Below are 4,520 nucleotides of genomic sequence, written 5' to 3'. Positions count from 1 at the left end.
AGTTTTCAAGGAGCAAATATCAGTGCTTGTCACATTCCCTAGCACACTATTCATCATACCATTTCATCGCAAAAATATCAATGTTAAATGCTGGTGAATGATTATTTGTATATGCTGCGTTTTTGACAGCAGAATTAACTATACAGGATCACTCATCAAAAGTCAACACTTAATAAAAATCTTTTTAAACGACTTCTTAATGGTAGTAAACATCTAATAGGAGAGGATACAAGAACCACGAAGAATCTAAATGACGTGATATTTGATATTCTCTAACTGCTGTTTTTTTGACAGCGAAATCAATATTACAGCCCTTCACTAAAAAAGTCAATAACTTCATTAAAAGTTTTTATTGTAAACAGACAAGTTTAATTATAATCCTATTATTATAGAAGGAATGAGCAATCTATTCAGATAAAATCGTCTAAGCATGCAATCAATAAGGCTGACCCGTTAAAGGACAACCTCACCATCCCACTCCAACATTCCGCCTGCTAAATTAGAAACTTTGTATCCACGCTCATCTAAATAAGCTGCAGCTCGCATACTTCTAGCTCCTGATCGGCAAACTAGTACATAATGTTTACCTTTCACAAGTTCCTGAGTACTGGTAGGAATATTTTGTAATGGTATGTGTCTGGCATTTTCAATCATGCCCTGAGCTACTTCTTCGTCTTCTCTTACATCTATAATCACGACACTGTTTTCTTTACCTAGTAATTCTTGTAGTTCCTCGGAAGTGAATTCCTCAATATGTTCCATATCTTATCAGCCTTTCTATTTCAGTTATATGTTGTAATCATACTAATTTAGCGCATACCATGCAAACATCTGACACATTATATAGCTAACATGTCTCAATTAACTTTAGATTAGGAGAATTAAAAGTGAAACTAATTTCTGCTATAACTATTATCTTTTCAATACTTTCCCCATTCCTTCTTCCTGCTGTAAATTATGTTGCAGCAAATTCGGCTGCTCCTAAGTCCCAAACGGTGCAGTCATATAAAGAAGACCTTACAGGAGATGGTAAAACCGAAACAATATTCCTCAAAGCAATTCCATTTAGCAAGGATTCAGCTTACTTTCAAAAAGTATGGGCGAACATCACGAGCTCAGAATCTAAAAAATGGACGATACCATACGAGGGCGGATATGAGCCTAAGCTTCAATTTTACGACCTTAACCATGACATGACATTAGACGTATACTACCAAAGCTCCACTGGTGGCAGCGGTGGTTTATATCATTCACAACTAAACACATTAGAAAACGGCAAGCTTATAGAAATACCTTTACCTGAACAACATTACATTAAAGGAGAATTCATAGAGGGATTTAAAGCAAGTTTATCCCTTTCGCCAGGAAGCAAATCGATTATCATGGACGTTAAGAATAGGTCTGATGATTATACTCGACTCGGAATATACAATAAACAAGGTAACCTACTAAAATCAACACCTTTGCTTATTGATCCAATTGCTTTTTACGAGCCCATTCTTATTAGTAAAAGCAAGGGTTATGGCTTAAAAAGCTATCAGCAAATATACGGGGCCTACCATGCAGACCAATTAGGTACAATTGAAACAATTTGGTATTACGAAGCTGGAAGATGGATTATTATAACAACTAAATGGGTTCCATCAGAGTAACGACCACATTTTCTCTTAGAAAACTCGGCTTATCGCCAAGCCTTTATGGAGAAAGCCTTAGTTGCACTTATGCAGCAAGAAAGGATTTATACTTTCTTAACTGCCAAACAAAAAGGAATCCCTAATTAGAGATTCCTTTTTGTTTTAATTTGCTACAACATTTACAAGCTTTCCTGGGACAACAATCACCTTTCTTATTGTTTTTCCTTCTAGCCATTCTTGTAACTTTTCATCCTCAAGTGCAGCTTTTTCAAGTTCTTCTTTGGAAATGTCTATCGAAACATTAATCTTTGACCTAACTTTACCCATTACTTGAAGTACAACTTCTACTTCGTCTTCTACCAGCTTAGATTCGTCATGGTTAGGCCATGGCTGATAACTGATTGTTTCTTGATGTCCAAGTCGGTTCCACAATTCTTCAGCTACATGTGGAGCAACCGGAGACAGTAATTGAACAAAACCTTCTATATAATCTTTTGGAATCCGCTCTGCTTTGTATCCTTCATTAATAAATACCATCATTTGTGAAATACCTGTGTTAAAGTGAAGATTTTCAAAGTCCTCCGTCACCTTTTTAACTGTTTGATGATATACCTTATCCAAAGATGATTCATTCACTTCTTCTACAATTTTTTCAGACAGTGAACCATCTTCATTAATAATCAGTCTCCAGATACGATCAAGGAATCGTCTTGCACCGTCTAACCCGTTTGCTGACCAGGCAATAGCTGCGTCCAATGGTCCCATGAACATTTCATATAGGCGTAATGTGTCTGCACCGTGCGATTCGACAATATCGTCTGGATTCACAACGTTACCTTTGGATTTACTCATTTTCTCATTGCCTTCACCTAAAATCATTCCTTGATTAAATAACCTCATGAATGGCTCTTTGGTTGGAACGACACCAATATCATATAAAAACTTGTGCCAAAAACGTGCATATAATAGATGAAGTACGGCATGTTCTGCCCCACCTATATACGTATCGACTGGTAACCACTCTTTTAAAGCATCAGGATCTGCTAACCTTTCTGAGTTATCAGGATCGATAAAACGCAGGAAATACCAGCAGCTACCTGCCCATTGCGGCATCGTGTTCGTTTCACGGCGTCCTTTAAGACCAGTATCAGGATCAACAACATGGACCCAATCACTATTTGCAAGCGGAGATTCTCCTGTTCCGGAAGGCTTTATCTCAGTTAATACAGGAAGCTCAAGTGGCAGTTCCTCTTCAGGAATTGCAGTCATTGTTCCATCTTCCCAATGAATAATTGGTATTGGTTCACCCCAGTAACGTTGTCTTGAAAATAACCAATCACGCAAACGATACGTAACCTTTTTTGTTCCCTTTCCCTTACTCTCCAGCCACTGGATCATTTTCGTAATGGCTGTTTCTTTATCCATCCCATTCAAAAACTCCGAATTTACATGATCTCCGTCACCTGTGTATGCTTCCGTTGATATATCGCCACCCGCCACTACTTCAACAATTGGCAGTTCAAATTTCACCGCAAACTCATAGTCACGTTCGTCATGTGCAGGAACGGCCATAATAGAACCGGTACCATATGTCATTAACACATAATCCGCTACCCATATCGGCATTTTTTCATTGTTTGCTGGATTAATAGCATATGCTCCGGTGAAAACGCCCGTTTTATTTTTTGATAGATCAGTACGTTCAAGATCTGATTTTGTTTGAACAGCATCAAGGTAAGTTTGAACTGCTTCCTTTTGTTCTGCTGTTACAATCGTTTTCACAAGTGGGTGTTCAGGTGCTAGAACAGTATAAGTTGCACCAAAAAGTGTATCTGGTCTTGTTGTAAAGACAGCAAATGTTTCGTCACTTCCATCTATTTCAAACGTTACTTCCGCTCCTTCAGAACGGCCAATCCAATTACGTTGCATATCTTTAATGCTTTCAGGCCAATCCACGTCCTCAAGATCTTCCATAAGACGATCAGCGTATGCGGTAATTCTTAACATCCACTGTTTCATCGGTTTCCGTACTACTGGGTGCCCGCCACGTTCACTTTTGCCGTCAATAACTTCCTCGTTTGCAAGGACAGTACCAAGCGCTGGACACCAATTAACCGCTACCTCGTCAACATACGCAAGTCCTTTTTCATATAACTTTGTAAAAATCCACTGTGTCCACTTATAATATTTTGGATCCGTTGTATTAATTTCACGATCCCAGTCATAAGAAAAACCAAGTTCCTGGATCTGACGTTTAAATGTTTCGATGTTTTTTAAGGTGAATTCAGCAGGACTATTCCCCGTATCTAATGCGTATTGCTCTGCAGGTAGGCCAAATGCGTCCCAGCCAATAGGATGCAACACTTCATAACCCTGCATCCGTTTCATTCTGGAAAAAATATCTGTAGCGGTATATCCCTCTGGATGCCCCACATGAAGCCCTGCCCCAGATGGATAAGGAAACATATCTAATGCATATACTTTATTTTTTTCAGATTTTGTATTTGTTTTAAATGTTTTATTTTCCTGCCAATGTTTTTGCCATTTCTTTTCAACCGTTTGATGATCAAAACTCATCTTTTTTCCTCCTTTAAAATAAAAAAAGCCACTCATCCCAATAAAGGGACGAGAAGCTAAATCTCCCGCGGTACCACCCAAATTAACGCAAACTACACGTTCTCTTTGTATCCGTAACGTGGATTCACGGCAAGAACTACCTTCGTTCACTCTTGCAACATTAAAGGTGAGTTCATAAATGTTCAGGAACAGTTCTCACCAGCCACTGTCTCGCTTAACCTGAATAAATTTATTACTAATCCTTCTCATCGTTATTACACTATGTATATTGAAATTGTAATGAATTGGTGTTTCATTGTCAAGCCTATA

Annotated in this window: 3 protein-coding genes and 1 other annotated feature; of the genes, 1 reads left to right on the top strand and 2 read right to left on the bottom strand. The window is 38.3% G+C overall.

Annotation, left to right across the window (positions count from 1 at the left end; genetic code table 11):
* Positions 1 to 453: 453 nt before the first annotated feature.
* On the bottom strand, positions 454 to 762 hold the full coding sequence (locus tag ACOI1D_RS21135; RefSeq protein WP_422504135.1) for a rhodanese-like domain-containing protein: 309 nt from the start codon (positions 760 to 762) through the stop codon (positions 454 to 456).
* A gap of 125 nt (positions 763 to 887) precedes the next feature.
* On the opposite strand from ACOI1D_RS21135, the gene ACOI1D_RS21130 reads away from it, so the two are divergent.
* On the top strand, positions 888 to 1,652 hold the full coding sequence (locus ACOI1D_RS21130; RefSeq protein ID WP_422504133.1) for a hypothetical protein: 765 nt from the start codon (positions 888 to 890) through the stop codon (positions 1,650 to 1,652).
* A 144-nt stretch (positions 1,653 to 1,796) separates the two neighbouring features.
* Here the strand turns inward: ACOI1D_RS21130 and leuS are convergent, their stop codons facing one another.
* Positions 1,797 to 4,211 (bottom strand): leucine--tRNA ligase, encoded by a 2,415-nt coding sequence (gene leuS / locus ACOI1D_RS21125; protein WP_422504131.1) that lies wholly within the window; start codon positions 4,209 to 4,211, stop codon positions 1,797 to 1,799.
* 41 nt (positions 4,212 to 4,252) lie between these two features.
* Positions 4,253 to 4,469: a binding site (T-box leader), on the bottom strand.
* Positions 4,470 to 4,520: the final 51 nt, after the last annotated feature.

Origin of the sequence: Virgibacillus sp. DJP39 (assembly GCF_049310925.1) — a bacterium.
Lineage (GTDB): Bacteria > Bacillota > Bacilli > Bacillales > Amphibacillaceae > Virgibacillus_F.
Note: the sequence above shows the minus strand (reverse complement) of the source record. Positions and strands in the feature narration are given on the sequence as shown.